The organism is Paenibacillus abyssi, assembly GCF_014640295.1.
In the GTDB taxonomy this organism is placed as follows: Bacteria; Bacillota; Bacilli; order Paenibacillales; family Paenibacillaceae; genus Paenibacillus_D; species Paenibacillus_D abyssi.
The window spans coordinates 1-17,617 of record NZ_BMGR01000003.1; the positions used below are offsets into that span (position 1 = coordinate 1).

At 47.8% G+C, this 17,617-nt stretch carries 13 protein-coding genes and 9 tRNA genes; 20 read left to right on the top strand and 2 right to left on the bottom strand.

Translation table 11 applies throughout. The annotated features are described in order from the left end of the window. Positions 1-119: 119 nt before the first annotated feature. The 9 genes from IEW11_RS04635 to IEW11_RS04675 all read left to right on the top strand — a co-directional run bounded on the left by IEW11_RS04635 (position 120) and on the right by IEW11_RS04675 (position 953). Positions 120-196 (top strand) — tRNA-Ile (locus IEW11_RS04635). A 9-nt stretch (positions 197-205) separates the two neighbouring features. Next, a tRNA-Ser gene (locus tag IEW11_RS04640) sits at positions 206-296 on the top strand. A gap of 7 nt (positions 297-303) precedes the next feature. Beyond that, a tRNA-Glu gene (locus IEW11_RS04645) sits at positions 304-378 on the top strand. 52 nt (positions 379-430) lie between these two features. Then, a tRNA-Thr gene (locus IEW11_RS04650) sits at positions 431-506 on the top strand. 13 nt (positions 507-519) lie between these two features. Next, positions 520-606: transfer RNA gene (locus IEW11_RS04655), tRNA-Leu, on the top strand. Between the two features lie 3 nt (positions 607-609). Further along, a tRNA-Gly gene (locus IEW11_RS04660) sits at positions 610-684 on the top strand. 6 nt (positions 685-690) lie between these two features. After that, positions 691-767: transfer RNA gene (locus IEW11_RS04665), tRNA-Arg, on the top strand. A gap of 26 nt (positions 768-793) precedes the next feature. Next, positions 794-870: transfer RNA gene (locus IEW11_RS04670), tRNA-Pro, on the top strand. A gap of 9 nt (positions 871-879) precedes the next feature. Beyond that, a tRNA-Gly gene (locus tag IEW11_RS04675) sits at positions 880-953 on the top strand. Between the two features lie 115 nt (positions 954-1,068). On the opposite strand, the gene IEW11_RS04680 is transcribed toward IEW11_RS04675, so the two are convergent. Next, the gene (locus tag IEW11_RS04680) at positions 1,069-2,088 is read right to left on the bottom strand and encodes a LacI family DNA-binding transcriptional regulator (RefSeq protein ID WP_188529528.1); all 1,020 of its coding nucleotides are present in this window, start codon (positions 2,086-2,088) and stop codon (positions 1,069-1,071) included. Between the two features lie 484 nt (positions 2,089-2,572). Here IEW11_RS04680 and IEW11_RS04685 point away from each other — a divergent pair, with 484 nt between their 5' ends. The 5 genes from IEW11_RS04685 to IEW11_RS04705 all read left to right on the top strand — a co-directional run bounded on the left by IEW11_RS04685 (position 2,573) and on the right by IEW11_RS04705 (position 9,899). After that, positions 2,573-3,907 carry a sugar ABC transporter substrate-binding protein gene (locus tag IEW11_RS04685; RefSeq protein WP_188529529.1) on the top strand — a complete coding sequence of 445 codons (1,335 nt, stop codon included), beginning with the start codon at positions 2,573-2,575 and terminating at the stop codon, positions 3,905-3,907. 92 nt (positions 3,908-3,999) lie between these two features. After that, the gene (locus IEW11_RS04690; RefSeq protein ID WP_229724957.1) at positions 4,000-5,343 is read left to right on the top strand and encodes a sugar ABC transporter permease; all 1,344 of its coding nucleotides are present in this window, start codon (positions 4,000-4,002) and stop codon (positions 5,341-5,343) included. Continuing rightward, on the top strand, positions 5,340-6,212 hold the full coding sequence (locus tag IEW11_RS04695; RefSeq protein ID WP_229724958.1) for a sugar ABC transporter permease: 873 nt from the start codon (positions 5,340-5,342) through the stop codon (positions 6,210-6,212). The genes IEW11_RS04690 and IEW11_RS04695 overlap by 4 nt, the downstream gene beginning before the upstream one ends. Before the next feature lie 205 nt (positions 6,213-6,417). Beyond that, entirely contained in the window at positions 6,418-8,193 is a 1,776-nt protein-coding gene (locus IEW11_RS04700; protein WP_188529531.1) for a glycoside hydrolase family 13 protein, read from the top strand. A gap of 20 nt (positions 8,194-8,213) precedes the next feature. Further along, positions 8,214-9,899: an alpha-amylase family glycosyl hydrolase gene (locus IEW11_RS04705; RefSeq protein ID WP_188529533.1), complete on the top strand. Its 1,686-nt coding sequence runs from the start codon at positions 8,214-8,216 to the stop codon at positions 9,897-9,899. Positions 9,900-9,974: 75 nt separating this feature from the next. On the opposite strand, the gene uraA is transcribed toward IEW11_RS04705, so the two are convergent. Then, complete coding sequence (gene uraA / locus IEW11_RS04710; protein WP_188529536.1) at positions 9,975-11,270, bottom strand: uracil permease; 1,296 nt, start codon at positions 11,268-11,270, stop codon at positions 9,975-9,977. 237 nt (positions 11,271-11,507) lie between these two features. Between uraA and IEW11_RS04715 the strand changes: the two genes are divergently transcribed. From IEW11_RS04715 to urtE, 6 genes are all read left to right on the top strand, one after another. Beyond that, positions 11,508-12,392, top strand: a complete 885-nt coding sequence (locus IEW11_RS04715; RefSeq protein WP_188529538.1) for a cell wall hydrolase — start codon at positions 11,508-11,510, stop codon at positions 12,390-12,392. A 530-nt stretch (positions 12,393-12,922) separates the two neighbouring features. Next, a complete protein-coding gene (locus IEW11_RS04720; RefSeq protein ID WP_188529541.1) occupies positions 12,923-14,146 on the top strand; it encodes a transporter substrate-binding domain-containing protein in 1,224 nt (407 codons plus the stop codon). Positions 14,147-14,220: 74 nt separating this feature from the next. Continuing rightward, the gene (gene urtB, locus IEW11_RS04725; protein ID WP_188529543.1) at positions 14,221-15,078 is read left to right on the top strand and encodes an urea ABC transporter permease subunit UrtB; all 858 of its coding nucleotides are present in this window, start codon (positions 14,221-14,223) and stop codon (positions 15,076-15,078) included. Positions 15,079-15,083: 5 nt separating this feature from the next. Then, positions 15,084-16,169, top strand: coding sequence for an urea ABC transporter permease subunit UrtC (urtC, locus tag IEW11_RS04730; protein WP_188529545.1), 1,086 nt, complete (start codon positions 15,084-15,086; stop codon positions 16,167-16,169). A gap of 13 nt (positions 16,170-16,182) precedes the next feature. Then, positions 16,183-16,926 (top strand): urea ABC transporter ATP-binding protein UrtD, encoded by a 744-nt coding sequence (gene urtD / locus IEW11_RS04735; protein WP_229724959.1) that lies wholly within the window; start codon positions 16,183-16,185, stop codon positions 16,924-16,926. After that, positions 16,919-17,617, top strand: a complete 699-nt coding sequence (urtE, locus tag IEW11_RS04740; protein WP_188529549.1) for an urea ABC transporter ATP-binding subunit UrtE — start codon at positions 16,919-16,921, stop codon at positions 17,615-17,617. The genes urtD and urtE overlap by 8 nt, the downstream gene beginning before the upstream one ends.

Consider the following 17,617-nt stretch of genomic DNA (forward strand, 5'->3'; position numbering starts at 1 on the left):
GGCTTATCCTAAACAACAGCAAGACAGCTAAGGTAATTCATCACTTTCGCATCCGGTTTTCAAGGTGTAAGTTAAGGTTTAATTGATGTGGAACCATTTACAAGCGTGGATTTTGATGTGGGCCCTTAGCTCAGCTGGTTAGAGCGCACCCCTGATAAGGGTGAGGTCGGTGGTTCGAGTCCACTAGGGCCCACCAGAACAGCTTGGAGAGATACCCAAGTGGCTCAAGGGGACCCTCTGCTAAGGGGTTAGACTGCGCAAGTGGTGCGAGGGTTCGAATCCCTCTCTCTCCGCCATACATATGGCCCGTTGGTCAAGGGGTTAAGACACCTCCCTTTCACGGAGGTAACAGGGGTTCGAATCCCCTACGGGTCACCATTTTAATCCAGATCGTAACCTTTAATGTTACAGCTTGTTTGGATCTTAATACGCCGTTGTAGCTCAATTGGTAGAGCAACTGACTTGTAATCAGTAGGTTGGGGGTTCAAGTCCTCTCGACGGCACCATAGTTTCATATTTGCGGTCGTGGCGGAATTGGCAGACGCGCTAGATTCAGGTTCTAGTGGTGTAACAGCCGTGGAGGTTCGAGTCCTCTCGACCGCACCATATGCGGAAGTGGCTCAGCGGTAGAGCATCGCCTTGCCAAGGCGAGGGTCGCGGGTTCGATTCCCGTCTTCCGCTCCATATTAAGTGCCCTTAGCTCAGCTGGATAGAGCGTTTGACTACGAATCAAAAGGTCGGGAGTTCGAATCTCTCAGGGCACGCCATTAGTTTTAAGCATTAAATAATTCATCGGGATGTAGCTCAGCTTGGTAGAGCACCTGGTTTGGGACCAGGGGGTCGCATGTTCAAATCGTGTCATCCCGACCATTCAATTTTGCGGGTGTAGTTCAATGGTAGAACTCCAGCCTTCCAAGCTGGTAGCGTGGGTTCGATTCCCATCACCCGCTCCATAATAATGATCATTCAAACCCTTGTCTTCATTGCGAAGCAAGGGTTTTTTGTTGTATCGCCAACCGGGATTTAGTACCGGCTTGTAATGTGCACCTATACCGGGTGGGAAGATAGCTATGTAAGCCGTTTAGTTGATTCTCTTGTGACCAGCCGATGAGGGATTATGATACGGTTTTGTTCCGGCTGCTGCTCTTCAATGGATTGAATCAGGAGGTTCGACGCGGTATAGCCCATCTGATAAATGCCAATATCGATGCTGCTAAGCGGTGGGTTCGTCAGCTCGGACAAAGCGATATTGTTAAAGCTAATAATGCTGATGTCATGAGGAACGGAATAACCTAATTCACTGAGTCCGCGTAATACGCCAAAAGCTACAATGTCGTCAATGATAACCAGCGCGGTCGGGCGCTGCGGCAAATTCATAATCAAAGACATCGCATGGTAGCCGCTTTCCTGCAGAAACTCCCCTTCAACGATCCATCTCGGATTCAATGCCAAATTATAATCTGCCAGCGCTTTCTTATACCCTACCAGCCGGTCTTGCGAGACGACAAGATGAGAAGGGCCGCTAACAAAGCCGATACGCTCGTGTCCAAGCGAAATCAGATGGCGGGTGGCATCATACGAGGCTTGTATATTATCATTGTCGATTGATAATATGTCTGGATACTCCGGACTCCGCCCGATCAAGATGAATGGGAATTTCTGGGCATGTAAAAAGGAAATGAGCGGATCATGTACGCGTGAGGACAAGAGAATGATTCCATCCACGCGGCGCCCTCGAACTAATCGTAAAATCGCCTCCAATTCCTCATGCTCGGAAGCGCCGGATGTCATCATCAAGTCATAACCGCTGCGTGTTGACTGCGTGACAATCCCTCGTATCGATTCAGGGAAGAAAAAATTTAAAAAGAGCTCTTCCGCGGATCTCGGCAAGATCATGCCGATCGTGCGGGTTGTTTTGGAAACAAGGCTCCTTGCCATCATATTTTGATGATATCCAAGCTCTTCCATAATGGACTTTACCTTGGCAACTGTCTTCCGGCTTATGCGGGGATGGTTGGAAATGACACGGGAAACGGTGGAAGGCGATACCCCGGCTGCTTTTGCTACGTCTTTAATCGTTACCTGCATTGAAAACCTCCATCTAGTGCAAACGTTTACGCTTTTGACTAAAGCAAGTCCCTTATACTTCTATCATAAAGTGAAGAAAATGTAAATAAGCGTAATACAATTCGTACTTAAAAGTGAAATGCAAAATAAAGTAAAAACATGCCACAATTGAATAACAAAATTTTGCAAGGAAACCGTTTACATCAGCAAACTTCTCTGTTATTATAAAAGCGAATTAGCACAATCCTATGAAAATTTGAAGGCAATGTTACCTAAAAGGTACAACCTCGGAACCGTAAGTAACGGGAGAGGTTGTGCCTTTTTTCTATGTTACGCACATTTATTCAAACGTTTGCACAATAAAGCGATTTATCCCGGATTTAGACGATTTAATTTTTAGAGGGGGTGAGGGCTGAAGAGGTTCCAGATGTAATAGGGGAGTTGAAGATCGTTGTTCAGGAAAACACAGGTAGTTAAAATTGATGAAGAAGGCGGGTTGATGACAATGAAGTCGAGAAAAATGGTGTTTCTTACTTTTACGTTAATCATGGTATTAATTCTTGCGGCATGCTCTGGCGGTAATGCACCGGCCAACAATGGCGGCAATACAACTCCGAACAATTCTGGTTCAACCAATACTCCAAGCAATACTGCCAATAATGCAGAGGAAGAAGAGGAGTACCTGCCGGAAGAAGGCGCATCGCTGATTGTGTGGGATAACAAGGATGCAGAAGGAGAATGGACGCGGTTCGTTGCTGAGGAATTCACCAAGCAATACGGTGTTCCAGTCAAGGTAGAAGACGTTGGACATACGGATGCTCCCGGCAAGCTTAAAACAGACGGCCCTGCCGGCCTTGCGGCTGACGTATTCGCTGCACCCCATGACCATGCCGGCTCCATGGCAGCGCAAGGTTTGATCCTGGAGAACTTCTATGCGGATGAGTACCTTGGAAATTTCATGGATGCTGCGATTACCGGAACCACGTATGAAGGCAAATTGTACGGTTACCCTACTAACATTGAAACCTATGCTTTGTTCTACAACAAAGATCTAGTCACTGAAGTGCCGACCACATTTGAAGAAGTGATTGCCCAATCGAAAGAATATACAGATAAAGCACAGAACAAGTTCGGTTTTATGATGGAAGTTGCCAATTTCTACTTCGTATACTCCATCATCGGCGGCCATGGCGGTTATGTGTTCGGCAATTCTAACACCGATGCTAATGATATTGGCCTGAACAATGAAGGCGCTGTAGCAGCTGGTGAATTCATGCTTCGTCTCAAAAAAGAGATTCTGCCGTTGAACAACGAAGACATCACTTACGACATCAAACAGTCCTTATTTAACGAAGGCACATTAATGTACAATGTAGACGGCCCTTGGGCGGTTAAAGGCCATAGAGATGCCGGACTCAACTTTGGCGTTATTCCGATGCCGAAGCTTGAAAACGGTAATGTACCGACAAGTTTTTCCGGAATTAAAGGTCTGTATGTAAATGCATATACGAAATACCCTGAAGCCGCTTCCTTGTATGCAAGATTTGCAACGAGCGAAGAAATGCTGTTAAAACGTTTTGAAATGACGGGTGAGCTCCCGCCGCATAATGCCCTGCTCGAAAACGAGGCGATTAAACAAGATGAAATCGCTTCCGCTTTTCTGACGCAAGCCCAATCCGCTGTACCGATGCCTAACATTCCGGAAATGCCGGCTGTGTGGGGCCCTGCAGGAGCCGCTCTTGCAGCAATCTGGAACGAGCAAACACCGCCGAAGGAAGCGCTTGACTCCGCAGTTCAACAAATTAAAGAAGCAATCGAGATTCAAAACTCTGGACAATAAGCACTTATAAGAGCTTTTTCTAAGTTCCGCCCAATGCTGCAGCGATATGGAGAGCATTGGGCGGTATATGATCAGAAAGAAAGGTGGCTCCTATGAGTCCTCAAATAAATCCATCTGCCGCCAAGAAGCCGCAAATGAAACGGTCCGTCATCGGCGCTGTATTGTCAGCGCTGTTCATGGGCTTAGGGCAGCTTTACAATCGGCAATACATGAAAGGTATCCTGTATGCAGTGCTAGAGCTCTTCATCATTGTGGTGTGGTATAAGCCTATTATGAATGGGCTGTGGGGTTTATATACATTGGGTGAACAGCAGCAAGTACGGGGTGCGCGGGGAAGAATTACAGAGCAAGGCGATCACTCGATATTTTTAATGATCGAGGGTGTAATCGTCGTGTTGGTGCTTCTGGTCATTCTCTTGGTCTACATCCGCAACATTATCGATGCTTACAAGACGGGCAAAATGATCGATGAGGGCGGGCAGCCCAAAACATTTGCCGAATCGATGCGCAATGCATGGGATAATGGTTACGCCTATATTCTCCTGACGCCCGCTTTTTTCTTCACCTTGTTTCTTACCGTGCTGCCGTTAGTATTCGGTATTCTCATTGCGTTTACTAACTATGCCGCACCGGTTCTGCCTCCGCTGAGACTGGTCGACTGGGTCGGCTTTCAGACATTCATTAACCTGTTCCGTCTGGAAATATGGAGCAATACGTTCTATGGTGTATTGTGGTGGACGATCATATGGTCGATCCTGGCCACCATCACAACGTTTTTTGTCGGGTTGTTTTATGCGGTTATTATTAATCACAAACGAATCCGTTATAAAAAGTTGTGGAGAACGATATTTATTTTACCGTGGGCCATCCCTCAATTTATATCCATCTTGATATTCCGGAATATATTCAATGGACAGTTTGGACCAATCAACCAGTATCTGGTCAAGCTGGGGCTCGATCCGATCCCTTGGCTGTCCGATCCAACATGGGCGAAAATCGCGCTCGTAATGGTCAACATTTGGTTCGGATTCCCGTTTTGGATGGCGCTAATGTCGGGGGTGTTGACGAGTATCGACAGAGATATGTTCGAAGCAGCCGAAGTGGACGGGGCAAACGGGTGGCAGAAGTTTTGGAAGATTTCGTTTCCGCTCGTCATGTTTGCAACTGCACCGCTGCTGATCATGGGCTTTGCAGGCAACTTCAATAACTTTAATATGATTTATCTGTTTACACAGGGCGGACCGGCGAACATTGCATACAGCTATGCCGGCTCTACAGACATCCTGATTTCGTGGATTTATAAGCTTACTTTGGAACAAAACCAATACAATATGGCGTCTGTCGTATCGATCCTTATTTTCGTGATCGTTGCCATTTTCTCCATTTATAATTTCCGGAAGACCAGAGCCTTTAAAGAAGAGGATATGATACAATGACGAATCCAACCCGTAAACAACGTTCCCTTTCCCCAGGCATGAGGCTGCGGGAAAACCTGGTTGTCGCTTCGATATATATCATACTTATCCTGACAGCGATTTTTGTCATCTATCCGGTCGTTTGGATCGTCCTTGGTTCGATGAACCCTGGGGATACGTTGTTCAGCAGCGCGTTCATTCCCGATCATCTGACGCTGGATCATTACAAACGGCTGATCGCGGATACGGATTATGTGCTGTGGTATAAAAATACGCTGTTCATCGCGACGATGAATATGATCATCTCGACGTTTTTGATTGTCACCTCGGCTTATGCGTTCTCGCGTTTCCGTTTCCCGGGCCGTCGAAAAGGGCTGATGGCCATGCTGGTGCTGCAGATGTTCCCAGGCTTCATGGGCATGATTGCCATCTATATTTTGCTCCTGCAGCTCAACCTGCTGGACAATCACTGGGGTTTGATTCTTGTGTACGCAGGCGGATCCATTCCATTCGGAGCATGGCTTGTCAAAGGATACTTTGATGGACTCCCGCGCAGTCTGGAGGAAGCCGCTAAAATAGACGGCGCATCGAATACAACGATCTTTTTTAAAGTGATGATGCCGTTATCGATTCCAATTCTTACCTTCATCGCGGTCAATAACTTTATCGGTCCTTGGATGGACTTTATCTTTGCCCGGCTGGTGCTGCGCTCCAATGAAAACAAGACGCTGGCTATTGGCCTGTTCGAAATGGTAACGGGCAGAGGCAATACGGAGTTTACTTTATTCGCTGCAGGAGCGGTGCTTGTAGCTGTTCCGATTACCATCTTGTTCCTGTTTCTGCAGAAATATATTATTGAAGGCTTAAAAGCGGGAGCCAATAAAGGATGATCCGGCATGCTGTGATGCGGGCATATGAAATGGCAAGGAGGCAAACGCGATGTCCAAATTAAACAAAGTATTTTTGATCTTCGCCATCGTCATCTCCCTTATGTTCATAGGATTTTCTTCATTAATGGTATGGGTGGGCATGCAGGGGCAGGCCTGATGGAAACAAATTGCGGATGAACATCGTTGTGAGAGGGAGGAATAAGTAATGCTGAAAGAGGCTTTGCTGCACATTGCCGATAACCCGTTTGCTTTTGCGGTGGGCAGCAATGAGCTAAAGGTAAGATTACGCGCAAAAAAAGAGGATGTCGCCCGCTGCAGTCTATTGCACAGCGACCGGTATCAATCTGAGGGCAGGGAATCCGGCATGGCACTGTCCAAAGTGGCTTGGGATGAGTTGTACGATTACTTTGAAGGCATTATTCCAAGTGATACCAAACGGGTGAGGTATGTATTTCTTTTGGAAGGAACGGCCGGGGATCATCTCTGGTACGGAGAGAAGGGCATCGCCGTTAACCGTGAAGGAGCAGGATATTTTCAGTTTGCGTATATCACGGAACAAGATCTTTTCACCATTCCCGACTGGGTTCATGATGGGATCGTGTATCAGATTTTCCCGGAACGCTTTTACAATGGTGATCCGAAGAATGATCCTCCGGGAACGCTGGATTGGGACGAACCGCTGACCGATTGGAAAACGTATTACGGCGGTGACCTGGCGGGCATCGAGCAGAAGCTGCCTTACCTTGAGGGATTAGGGATCAACGTCATTTATATGACTCCGGTGTTCACATCAACAACCAATCATAAATACGATACAACGGACTATTACAGCATCGATCCTCAATTCGGCGACCTTGATACTGTGAAGTCATTAGTAAAAGAAGCTCACAGTAGAGGCATACGCATTATTTTCGATGCGGTGTTCAATCATTGCGGAGATACGTTCTTCGCGTTTCAGGACGTGCTGAAAAATGGCGAGAGTTCGAAATATGCCGATTGGTTCTTTATCGACAGCTTTCCGGTTGTTCAGCGCCCGAAAACGAACTATGAAACGTTCGCCAATAGTGTATTCTCCATGCCCAAGCTGAACACGAAAAATCCGGAGGTGCGGGAATATCTGCTGCAGGTCGCCCGTTACTGGATCGAGGAAACAGGAATCGACGGTTGGCGCCTGGATGTAGCCAATGAGGTGGATCACGAGTTCTGGCGCGCTTTCCGCAAAGTGGTAAAGGAAGCCAATCCCGAAGCGGTTATTATCGGGGAAGTGTGGCATGATTCCAGAGCGTGGCTGCGCGGAGATCAGTTTGACGGCGTAATGAACTATTTGTTCAAGGAAGCGCTGAATGGCTTTTTTGCCAAGCAAAACATCGGCGTACGGACATTTAACAACCTGCTGACCCACTCCCGTATGATTTATTCCGACCAGGCGAATGCGGCGATGTTTAATCTAATCGACAGCCATGATACCGAACGGTTCCTAACTGCCTGTACAAAAGGCGGATGGGGCTGGAACGAAGAAAAGCAGGCGGAAGGCCGGATGAAGCTGGCGGCTTTTTTCCAATTGACTTATCCGGGTATGCCGATGATTTATTACGGTGATGAGGTGGGCATGGAGGGGGAGAACGACCCTTACTGCCGCAAACCGATGGTGTGGGAGAAGGAGCTGCGGAACGAGTCCATGCTCGATCATTACCGGAGCATCATATCCTTGCGCAAGGAGCATCCGGAGCTGGCTAGAGGCAGTTATGAAACCTGGCTGGAAGATGAGCTGAAGAACACATACGGTTACATTCGAACATATAAGGATCAGGCGTCCGGCTTGTTGATCAATAACAGTCCGAAGACGCAGGTAGTGAAGCTGTCCTTTCCATGGAAACAAGAAGGGGATACGGTGACCGATCTAATAACAGGAAAAAAGTATGCCGTATCGCCTGATACTACGGTTCATATTGACGCTTACGGTTACATGGTCTTCAAATAGAAAGGGTGATCCCTGCACCGATGAAAAGGTTACAGCATGTTACGGGCTGGCTGGCTGTTTTCATCCTTGTTGTGTTGGCCGGCTGCAGCGATACGCAGAACGCGGTACAGAATGAAGCGCTCAATGAAGCACAAAATGAAGCGCAGAATGAGGCGCAATCCGAAAGCTCTGCAGCGGAGGAATCTGCTAAAGCGGACGCCTCTGTGAGGAGTCATATCGATGAGCAGCCTTCCAATGTTTATTATGAGATTTTCGTCCGTTCCTTTTATGATTCGAATGGCGACGGCATCGGTGATCTGAATGGGATCATTGAGAAGCTCGATTACTTGAACGACGGTGACCCGGATACCGATACCGATCTGGGTATCGAAGGGATATGGCTGATGCCGATTAATCCTTCTCCGAGCTATCATGGATATGATGTGACGGATTATTATGATATTCATCCTGAATATGGAACGCTGGAAGACTTTAAACGGTTAACGGAAGAGGCGCAGAAGCGAGGCATAAAAGTGATTATGGATCTGGTGGTGAACCATTCGAGTTCTCAGCATCCTTGGTTCATCGAGTCCATGAATCCGGACAGCCCATACCGTTCCTGGTACACATGGAAGCCTGAAGACGAAGCTGTGGATATCACGAATGCAGCTGGTAGCGGAAATCCTTGGAAAACAGTCGGCGACAGCAAGTATCTCGGGATCTTCTGGGAGGGGATGCCGGATCTGAATCTGGATAACCCTGAGGTTCGGGCGGAGATGATCAAGATCGGGCAATTTTGGCTGGAGCTGGGCGTGGACGGCTTTCGGCTCGATGCGGCCAAGCATATATTCCAAAACACGCAAAGCGAAGTGAAAAACGAAAAAATGCTTGCAAAAAATATCGAATGGTGGAATGAATTCCGCGCAGGCATGAATGAGGCGAATCCCGAAGCCTATATTGTGGGAGAGATATGGGAAAATTCGCCGGTGCTGATTGCCCCTTACCTCGAACCGTTTGATTCCGGATTTAACTTCGGGCTTGCGGAAACGCTCGTTGATATGGCGAACAATGAGCGCGGCGCAGATCTGGGCTTCTCTATCGCGCGGGCCTATAATTTGTTCGAAAAAACATCTGGCGGCAGATTTATCGACGCTCCTTTCCTCACCAATCATGACCAGCAGCGGGTCATGAGCACGTTAAACGGGAATGTGGACCGGGCCCAAATAGCGGCTTCTTTATTGCTGACTGTGCCAGGTAACCCCTTCATCTATTATGGAGAAGAGATCGGGATGTTGGGCATGAAGCCCGATGAGTTTATCCGCGAGCCGATGCTGTGGTATGAAGCGACTGGAGCGGGACAGACGACCTGGGAGCCTACCCGGCATAACCAGGACACGCCGTCTGTGGAGCTCCAGATGAATGATCCGGAATCGCTGCTCAGCCACTATCGAACGATGATCAGGTGGCGCAACGAAACGACGGCGCTTCGTAACGGCAGCATTGCCGACTATCCGAGCGATAACGATAAGGTGACGGTATTCATCCGAATGACCAATGAGGAACGTGTGCTTGTCGTTCACAATATGTCAGGGGAAGAGCAGAAGCTTACGCTGCGCGATCGCAATGAATTTGGGAATATTCTATTGTCCAACAAGAGCGGCAGCGCGATTGAACAAGACGGCATCACGCTGACGATCCCCCCTTACGGATCTATAGTCTTGCAGTAATAGACGACATGAGTTAGATTAGAAATGAAAAATCGACCGTTCCCATTGTTGAGGGAACGGTCGATTGCTTTTTTCTTAGTGGCCTGAAGCTTCGTTATCGTTGGAGAGCTTGGTTACCTCGAACAGCTTGAACAGCAGGCTGAACAGGATCGCAACGACAGTGGCTAGAGCCATACCTGATAACGAGAAGCTGCCGATTGTTACCTTAGCATGGCTAAGTCCCGTAACAAGTACAATCATCGTCAAGAACAGATTGGTCGGCTTTGCATAGTCGACCTTGGATTCCACGAGCATCCGAAACCCGGAAGCGGCAATAACGCCGAACAGCAGCAGGGAGACTCCGCCCATGACCGGAACCGGAATGTTGGCGATGAGCGCCGAAAATTTGCCGAGAAACGAGAGAATGATTGCAATGACTGCTGCGCCTCCGATGACAAATGTGGAATAGACACGGGTAATAGCCAGCACGCCGATGTTTTCCCCGTATGTCGTATTTGGAGTTGAGCCTACGAAACCGGATAATAAAGTCGAGAGTCCGTTGCCCAGCATGGATCGATGAAGTCCGGGATCCTTGGAAAGGTCTTTCTTGACAATATTGCCGGTTACGATGAGATGGCCGATATGCTCAGCAATAACGACAAGTGCGGCAGGTGCGATCGTTAGAATGGCCGCGAGCTCAAATACCGGGAAGGTGAAGGTCGGCGATTCGATCCAGCTTCTGGCTGCGACAGGGCCGAAGTTTACAAGGCCCATGAAATAGGCGAGCGCATATCCGGTGATGATGCCAATCAGAATTGGAATGATACGCATAAAACCGCGGAATACAACGGATCCAAGCATCGTGACGAGCAGTGTAACCGTCGATAGGATAATGGCGTCTGTGCTCGGTGACCAATCGACAGCATCCTGCGGAGCAATCCAGCCCGCCATACGGGCAGCAACCGGAACAAGCTCCAAGCCGATGACCGCGACAATCGCACCCATAGCTGCAGGAGGAAACACGGTATTGATCCAGCCGGTACCGGCAACTTGGATAATAAACGCAAGAATGGTGAAGATCAACCCGGCTACGATAAATCCGCCAAGTGCAGCCGCATAGCCTGCTTCAGTGGAGCTGTAATTGCCGATGACCGCGCCCGCGGGGGCGATAAAGGCAAAGCTGGAACCGAGGTAGGCGGGAATTTTCCCCTTACAAATCCATAAATAAAGCAGTGTGCCGATCCCGTTCATCAGCAGGCAAATCGCCGGATCCACACCGAGCAGATTCGGAACAAGCACCGTCGCTCCGAACATGGCGAAAAGATGCTGTAAGCTCAGCATCAGGCTTTGCCCGATGGGCGGTCTTTCGTGAACCCCAACTTCACGTCTCATGTTGTAACTTTCCTCCAATAGATAAGCTGTTATTTTGATAATATCTTTGTTGATTCTACATAGTTCAACATAGGTTTGGCAAGTCATTTCTAATATATAGCGATTTGTTTTTTCCTTAGAGTTGGAAACAGGTCGTATAGCTTTGCTCACGCGGCAAGTCACACAGCCTCTTTTTACCATGGAAACGATGAATCAAGTTATAGTAGAGTAGTACAGGTAGGGAGGCGATGGATAACGATGAGAAAACGACTGCCGATGATTTTGCTTATTACCTATGCGGCAAGTATTCTAATGATGCCAGCCGGCGCAAAGGCGGCAGGTGCAGCGGACACAACGATTCATGTGAACGGCTCACCGGTGACGACATCTAGGATCATGCAAAATAATCAACAAATGGTACCGGCCGAATTTTTCCGGAAGCTGAATGCAAGTGTGAGCTGGAGCTCAAAATACCGTGCAGCAGTCATTAACAGGAACAGCATGACGATTGGATTTCCATCCGGTAAAAGCTTTACAGATTACGACCTGCAAGGATTGAATCAATGGAAGCGGGATGAGCTGAACACGAAAACGATTCATAACGGTGGACGGATCTATATCCCTCTGGCTTATACGGCCAGAAAGCTCGGCATGGAAGTTACCTATAGTGCCCGTTCCAAAAAAACGTTTATCAGCATGAGCGGAAAGCTCAGGATAAACAGTGTAAATGCGGCAAATACCGAGGCTCTCGCCGGATCCGTTTCGCAGGATGATTTGAAATGGCTCTACCGGATTACAGAGGCGGAAGCGGGCGGTGAGAGCTATAGGGGCAAGCAGGCTGTAGCCGCTTCTATACTCAATCGGGTCAAAAGCCCGGATTGGCCGGATAAAATTAAAGACACAATCTTTCAAGTAACCACCTATAACGGCAAATCTTATTATCAATACTCGCCGGTGCTAGATAAACGGATTTACAATGTAACGCCAAGCGCTGAGACAAAACGGGCGGTACAAGCAGCTTTAAATGGAGAGGATCCCAGCAAAGGCGCCATTGTCTTCTATAACCCGGATAAGACGGATAACCAATGGGTGCGGGACAGGAAAGTGACCGTGAAGATCGGTAATCATGTATTCGCCAAATAATGATATAATATTCCTCTATTCTCATTTATTAATCAGAAAAGTTTTGCGAAAGCCGTGCAACGTCGAAAATAATCAAAAAATGCCACAAGGCGCTGCGGCCTTAGTGGCATTTTTTTGAATTCACCTGCAAACGGATATTTCATATCATTTACGCGAACTATGTGTTATATATCATAACATATATTACAACTCTTAATTGTTTCGAAGAAACAAATTTTTGTAATCACATATCGTGAATCCCTAATATTTAAAGAGAGAATAGCAAAATAATAAATTGGGAACTATTGCTTCCAGGAAAAGTCCATAGTATAATTCTCGCAAGATGTTATGAATTATAACATTTAAAAAGGTTTATACATCAATGTATACATAATACATGACATAAGGAGTTATTTATTTGTTAGATGGTCGGGAATTAAAACTGCATTGTCAACTATAAGCCGCGACAGGGGGGAAATCGTGTACCTTTAACCAAATTATAGAACAAGTTAAAGGGGCGTTTGTCATTACACCATACTGGAGGTTTGGCGATGAAGAAGTGGTTGGGTAAAGTGATTGCGGTAGGGTTGGCGTGTACAGTATTGCTGGCTGGATGCGGACAGTCATCCGGCTCGGAAAGCGGCGGCAGTGAGGGGGATGGCATTAAGATCGGGGTCCTTTTCTCGGATAGCGGCGTCACTGCGATGGGTGAGAAAGGCTTGAAAAATGCAACGCTGATGGCCATTGAAGAGATTAATGCGGATGGCGGGGTAAAAGGGCAGCAATTAATACCGGTATACGAGGATTATGCCTCGGATCCGTCCATGGCGGCTACCAAGGCTAAGAAGCTTCTGCTTCAGGATAACGTCACGGCTATTGTCGGTGGATACACATCGGCAAGCCGTCAGGCTATGCTTCCTATCATAGAACAAAACGATGGCGTCCTCGTTTACCCGATGAGCTATGAAGGAGAAGAATACTCGAAAAATATAATGTATGTCGGGCCTGTGCCGAACCAAGGGCTTGAACAATTTATTCCTTGGCTAACGGAAAACAAAGGAAAGAAATTTTTCCTGATCGGCTCCGACTATGTCTTCCCCGTTCAAGTAAACAAGCAAGTGAAGGAGCTCCTGAAATTAAACGGCGGCGAAGTGGTCGGTGAAGATTACGTGCCGATGGGCCAATCCGAATTCGCATCGATCGTCAACAAGATAAAAGAAGCTCAGCCGGATGTGATCTTCTCAGTGCTCGTTGCGGAGAGTGCTGCCGCATTCTACAAGCAATATGACAACTACGGGTTAAGTCCGGATACGATGCCGATTGCCAGCGTGGTGACGAATGAAACAGATCTTTCGGCCATGGGAGGCGAAGTCGGAGAAGGGCATATTTCCGCTCTGCCGTATTTCCAAACGGTGGACACACCGGAGAATAAGGAGTTTGTTACGAATTACCATGCGAAGTATGGAGAAGGACCTATTGATACATTAATGCAATCGGCCTATTACTCTACTTATCTGCTTGCTGATGCGCTCGAAAAAGCCGAGGATATCAATGATGCCGGCCAGCTTATCGGGGCGTTTGCAGGCTTGGAGATTATGGCGCCTGAGGGGGAAGTAACGGTGGATCCGGAAAATAACCATGTGAAGCTGAACTTCCGGATCGGCGTTGCGAATAAGGATGCGCAGTTCGATATTATCGAGGAGTCGGAAGCCCCTGCGCCGGAGCCGTGGTCTAAGCTGCTGTTCCCTGATCATGAGGAGCCCTGGAAGAAGTAACTGTTTCTTGAGTAACTAGTTCGGCGCGGGGGAAGAGCGGCCTCTTCTCCCGCTCGAAGAAGCGGGGGATATCGATGAATATTGCACAGCAGATTGCAGATGGCATCAGCGTCTCAGGTATTTTGCTCTTAATTGCACTGGGTCTGGGGATTACGTTTGGTGTGATGAAGGTCATCAATATGGCCCACGGCGAGTTGATTATGATTGGTGCCTATACGTCCTATGTCATCAGCACCTTGGCGGATCTCCCTTTTATCGTCGCGATGGCTGCCGCTTTTGTTGTCACGGCAATTGTCGGGGCTTTAATGGAAGTTCTCATTATCAGGAGGCTTTATGGGCGGCCGCTTGAAACGCTGCTGGCCACTTTCGGAATATCGATTATTTTGCAGCAGCTGGTCCGGATTATTTTTGGTCCTGCGGGGAAGTCCGTATCGAACCCGTTTAACGGAGCGCTAAATATAGGCTCGGTCTATATACCTTATCTGCGCTTATTTATCGTTGGATTTGCCATAATGCTTGTCCTCATTACGGCTTATGTGCTTTTTAGGACGAAATTCGGCATGCTCGTTCGCACGGTTTCGCAAAACCGGAGTATGAGCGATTGTCTGGGGATTAATACCCCGCGGATCGATATGCTTACATTTGCCTTCGGGGCAGGGTTAACAGGGATTGCCGGAGCGGTGCTCGCCCCCCTTAAAAATGTGGCGCCGACCATGGGGATGGACTATTTGATCGATTCTTTTATGACCGTTGTGCTTGGTGGGGTGGGATCGCTTCTGGGCACTTCGCTTGGTTCAATCGTGATGGGAGAGGCCAATCAGCTGTTGACTGTATTCGGCGGTGAAACAGGCGCCAAAATTATTGTGTTCTTGCTTGTGATTATTGTCATTCGTTACAAACCGGAAGGTTTGTTCAAGATTGAAAGGAGGTAATCCCGATGAGAAGAGTGGCGACAAATAATGCTTTTGGCGTGTTGCTGGTCCTGTTTTTGGCTTTATTCCCGATGTTTTCATCTGATTTCCGTCTGGAACTCATGGGCAAGTTCATTGTATTTATTATTTTTGCCATTGCGATGGATCTGGTATGGGGGTACGCTGGCCTATTGAGTCTTGGCCATGCTGTGTTTTTTGGCCTTGGAGGATATATGCTTGCTATCTCTTACAGTCTGCAGAACGGTGTCCCCAGCTTCATGACGCGCTTTGATATTACGGAAATTCCGACGCTGATGAAACCTCTTCAAAGCATTCCCGCAGCCCTGTTGATCGGGCTTATCCTTCCTTCCATCTTGGCCGGAATTATCGGCTTCTTCATCTTTAAGAGCAAGGTGAGCGGCGTCTACTTCTCCCTTATTACATTAGCGCTGGCAAAGCTGTTTGAGATGCTTGTTGTGAACCTGCAGATGTATACCGGGGGATTCAACGGGCTGATGGGATTGCCGCGGTTTCCCATATTCGGAGAGCCGATGAGCCTGACTGCCTACTATTATATGGTCTTAATTATCACGGTGCTCGTCTACTTATTTGCCCGATGGTTAACGAATTCCCATTTCGGTAAAATTCTGAAGTCGATACGGGAAAATGAAAGCCGCATTTCTTTTTTTAGCTACAACGCCTCCAATTATAAGATCTTCATCTTTATTATCTCCGGCTTTTTATCCGGTCTGGCCGGCATGCTGTATGTCCCGATCAACGGATTTTTCTCCCCGCTTGATGTCGGCTTGAATATGTCGACAATGGTCATCCTGTGGCTGGCGATCGGCGGACGCGGAACATTGATGGGCGCTGCGGTAGGCACATTGATTATAAACTGGATGTCCAATCTGCTGTCGGAGCAATATCCGGAGCTGTGGCAGTTGTTTATCGGCGTCATTATCGTCATGGTTGTTCTCTTCTTCCCGGATGGCATATACGGAACCTTGAAAAACCGCTTTGGAACCTATTTTGACTCCCTCCTGAATAGAAAAATCGATGAGAATATGGAGATGGAGATGGAAAAACGGGATTACGCTAATAATTTATCATGAGCGGGTGATGGCGATGAAAATACTTGAGACCACCGATCTTTCAGTTGACTTCAACGGATTTAAAGCCATATCCGAACTGAATTTCTCCTTGAATCAAGGTGAAGTGAGAGTGATTTTGGGGCCTAACGGAGCGGGGAAGACGACGCTGATGGATCTGATTACTGGGAAGACGAAGCCGACAGCAGGCAAAATTAAGCTCAGCGGCACGGATATTACCGGTTTAGAGCCCTATGAAATATCAAAGCTAGGAGTCGGGCGAAAGTTTCAGGGGCCGAATATTTTTGACAACATGACGGTGTTTGAAAATCTGGAGGTGGCGCTGCAAGGGTATCACCCGGTGTTTAAGGCGCTGTTTTTTAAGAAGAAGAAAGAAATTACCGATCGCATCTATGATATTTTGACGAAAATCAATTTGGAACGGAAGGCCTTGAACTATGCGGTAAATCTGTCGCACGGCGAGAAGCAGTGGCTGGAAATGGGCATGCTGCTCGCCCAGGATCCGCAGCTGATCATTCTTGACGAGCCGACGACCGGCATGACAGCGGATGAGACATATAAAACCGGTGAGTTGATCGAAACGTTGTTCAAAGGTCGATCGGTATTGGTCATCGAGCATGACATGGCCTTTGTCAGACAGATTGCCCGAATGGTAACTGTTCTTCATCAAGGCAAGTTTTTGGCGGAAGGTACACTTGAAGAAATTGAAAATAATTCAACCGTGCAAGAGGTGTACTTGAAGGAGGAGTCGCATGCTTAATGTAGAGGGACTCACAGTATCGTATGGAAAGATGCAGACCGTAACCGATGTCAGCTTCAATGTCGGCAAAGCGGATAAGGTGTGCTTGCTCGGCAGGAATGGCGTCGGGAAGACGACGCTATTGAAAAGCTTGATCGGACTTCTTGGTTCGGGAAAGGGCCGGATCACATTCGAAGGCAAAAATATGACGGGAAAGAAGCCTTTTGAGCGATCGAAAAACGGATTGGCCTATGTGCCGCAGGGGCGGGAGATTATTCCGATGTTGACGGTCAGGGAAAATCTGGATCTCGGTGCGATTGCCCATCATCCGAAAGAGACGGAAGCATTGGTCGAAGAGGTTCTGGAGTATTTCCCCGCGTTAAAAGAGCATTTGAAACGGAAAGGCGGGGTGCTTTCGGGCGGTCAGCAGCAGCAGCTTGCGATTGGCCGGGCCCTGATGTCGAAACCGAAAATCTTATTTCTCGATGAGCCGTCGGAAGGGATTCAGCCGAATGTCGTATCGGAAATCTCGAGCATCCTTAACCGGGTGAATAAGGAGAAGTCGCTCTCCGTGTTTATCGTCGAACAAAATCTGGACTTTGCTTTTAAAATAGCGGAGAGGTACTTGGTGATGGAGAAAGGGGCAATCGTCAGCTCCGGCGATGTCAAAGGCGCATCTGTCAGCGAAGTTAAAAAGTATCTAACGATATAA

What these genes read in the sequence shown, in the direction of transcription:
- IEW11_RS04680 (WP_188529528.1), bottom strand. Translation starts at nt 2,088, where the DNA reads ATGCAGGTAACGATTAAAGACGTAGCAAAAGCAGCCGGGGTATCGCCT.
- IEW11_RS04685 (WP_188529529.1), top strand. Translation starts at nt 2,573, where the DNA reads ATGAAGTCGAGAAAAATGGTGTTTCTTACTTTTACGTTAATCATGGTA.
- IEW11_RS04690 (WP_229724957.1), top strand. Translation starts at nt 4,000, where the DNA reads ATGAGTCCTCAAATAAATCCATCTGCCGCCAAGAAGCCGCAAATGAAA.
- IEW11_RS04695 (WP_229724958.1), top strand. Translation starts at nt 5,340, where the DNA reads ATGACGAATCCAACCCGTAAACAACGTTCCCTTTCCCCAGGCATGAGG.
- IEW11_RS04700 (WP_188529531.1), top strand. Translation starts at nt 6,418, where the DNA reads ATGCTGAAAGAGGCTTTGCTGCACATTGCCGATAACCCGTTTGCTTTT.
- IEW11_RS04705 (WP_188529533.1), top strand. Translation starts at nt 8,214, where the DNA reads ATGAAAAGGTTACAGCATGTTACGGGCTGGCTGGCTGTTTTCATCCTT.
- uraA (WP_188529536.1), bottom strand. Translation starts at nt 11,270, where the DNA reads ATGAGACGTGAAGTTGGGGTTCACGAAAGACCGCCCATCGGGCAAAGC.
- IEW11_RS04715 (WP_188529538.1), top strand. Translation starts at nt 11,508, where the DNA reads ATGAGAAAACGACTGCCGATGATTTTGCTTATTACCTATGCGGCAAGT.
- IEW11_RS04720 (WP_188529541.1), top strand. Translation starts at nt 12,923, where the DNA reads ATGAAGAAGTGGTTGGGTAAAGTGATTGCGGTAGGGTTGGCGTGTACA.
- urtB (WP_188529543.1), top strand. Translation starts at nt 14,221, where the DNA reads ATGAATATTGCACAGCAGATTGCAGATGGCATCAGCGTCTCAGGTATT.
- urtC (WP_188529545.1), top strand. Translation starts at nt 15,084, where the DNA reads ATGAGAAGAGTGGCGACAAATAATGCTTTTGGCGTGTTGCTGGTCCTG.
- urtD (WP_229724959.1), top strand. Translation starts at nt 16,183, where the DNA reads ATGAAAATACTTGAGACCACCGATCTTTCAGTTGACTTCAACGGATTT.
- urtE (WP_188529549.1), top strand. Translation starts at nt 16,919, where the DNA reads ATGCTTAATGTAGAGGGACTCACAGTATCGTATGGAAAGATGCAGACC.